General features: G+C 67.4%; 2 protein-coding genes. Both read right to left on the reverse strand.

All coding sequences use genetic code 11. The annotated features are described in order from the left end of the window. Nucleotides 1-156: 156 nt before the first annotated feature. On the reverse strand, nucleotides 157-354 hold the full coding sequence (locus DXD94_RS09510; protein ID WP_117744010.1) for a type II toxin-antitoxin system RelB/DinJ family antitoxin: 198 nt from the start codon (nucleotides 352-354) through the stop codon (nucleotides 157-159). A gap of 46 nt (nucleotides 355-400) precedes the next feature. Next, entirely contained in the window at nucleotides 401-1,456 is a 1,056-nt protein-coding gene (locus DXD94_RS09515; RefSeq protein WP_199407179.1) for an IS1595 family transposase, read from the reverse strand. Between the last annotated feature and the right edge of the window lie 83 nt (nucleotides 1,457-1,539).

The raw sequence follows: 1,539 nt of genomic DNA on the forward strand, positions 1-1,539 counted from the left end.
AAGGCTCTGTTAGACCAGGATTGACATTCCGCCCCGTCATCTTCTTGCGATTGCACAATGGTCGCCCCTTGTCGAATCTGAATCCGGCAAGGGGCGATGCGCCCGAGACCGGACGAGTTGCTCGCCTGGCCCTGCCGTTTCATGCCGACCTGCCGGCTAACTCGCCGTCTCCTCGTCGGGCGCCGGCGTCTTGACCCTCATCTCGAACGGCATCCCGCCCTCTCGGACGAGCGCCCTGAGGAACGCGTTGACGGCGGTGGACATGGACAGGCCGAGCTCGTCCAGGATGGCCGTGGCCTCCCTCTTGACCTCCGGGTCGATGCGGATCGTCGTGGCCGGTATGTTCGACGGCATGGCCTCATCCCTCCTCGTGTATCGCGGTGCGACCATTCTACCGCCTCTATGCGGCGGGCGCGGCCCAGTAGTCCATGTAGGGCGGCTCCACGTTGAACATGTCGCGGACGCGGCTCCTGCAGACGCCGTGCGCGAGCTGCCGCGCGACCGTGCGCCCGGCCGCGCCGGAATCGGTCGCCATGAAGGTCCGGCACCACCTGAACCAGGCGAGGTAGGCGTCGAGGTGCTTCGTCGACACGCCCCTGAACGGCTCCATGAAGGCGCCGAGGAGCGAGTGGACGGTGTTGACCCGGTTGATGGTCCCCCCGGAGCGGTCCTTGGGGTCGTAGGCCGCGTGCGCGGCGACCTCGAGCTCGGCGAGGACGCCGACGTAGGCGGCCGCCCTGTCGGTCGCGACGACCGAGCCGGCCGCGATGCGGCCCCTCAGCGCGTCCATGGCGCGCTCCCTCGAAAGGGCGCCCCGCCCCGTGACCTCGAGGAACGTCTCGTTCGAGTCGTTCACTCCGGTCATGACGCAGATCCGCTCGCGCGACAGCCCGCGTCTGTGCACCTGCTTGCCGCGGTGCCGGGAGGGGCGCGGCATCGTGAACGACCCCTTCGCGTGGTTGCCCTTGAACGACTCGGGGAAATAGGTCTCGTCGAGCTCGCAGCCGCAGCCCCGCTCGACCCTGAACGAGGGGGAGTAGGCCGAGAGGCACTCGATCAGCCTGTGGCGCATGGTGTAGGCGGTCTTGAGGCAGACGCGGCAGCGCCTCGCGCATTCGCGCAGGGGCAGCATGAGCACGAAGCACTCGGCGTAGGCCATCCAGGTCTCCTTCGGGAGCTTGCTCGTCCCCAGGATGCGCTCGCTGCCCATGCCGAAGGTCCTGCCGCAGCCCCGGCAGAGGTAGCGCTGCTCGCCGTTCTTCGATTTGCCCTTCTTCACGACCGCGGCGGACCCGCAGCGCGGGCAGCGTTCGATTTCGTAGGCGGAGCCGGCCGCGTCGTCGAACGCCGCCGCGCGGATCACGTCCCTGACGGACTCGATAGCGCGGCGGCGCTCGGTCTTGCTGAGGTTCGCCATGCCCTTCTTGAAGTTGAGGACCAGGTCTTCGGCGTTCATGCTGCCCCCATCATCGCGGTCTATGGGGTCAACGATATGGCACCGTGGGGACACATGTATGTCAATCCTGGTCTAACAGAGCC

The sequence above is a fragment of the Collinsella sp. TM10-22 genome (genome assembly GCF_003466125.1).
Lineage (GTDB): Bacteria > Actinomycetota > Coriobacteriia > Coriobacteriales > Coriobacteriaceae > Collinsella.

What these genes read in the sequence shown, in the direction of transcription:
- DXD94_RS09515 (WP_199407179.1), bottom strand. Translation starts at nt 1,456, where the DNA reads ATGAACGCCGAAGACCTGGTCCTCAACTTCAAGAAGGGCATGGCGAAC.
- DXD94_RS09510 (WP_117744010.1), bottom strand. Translation starts at nt 354, where the DNA reads ATGCCGTCGAACATACCGGCCACGACGATCCGCATCGACCCGGAGGTC.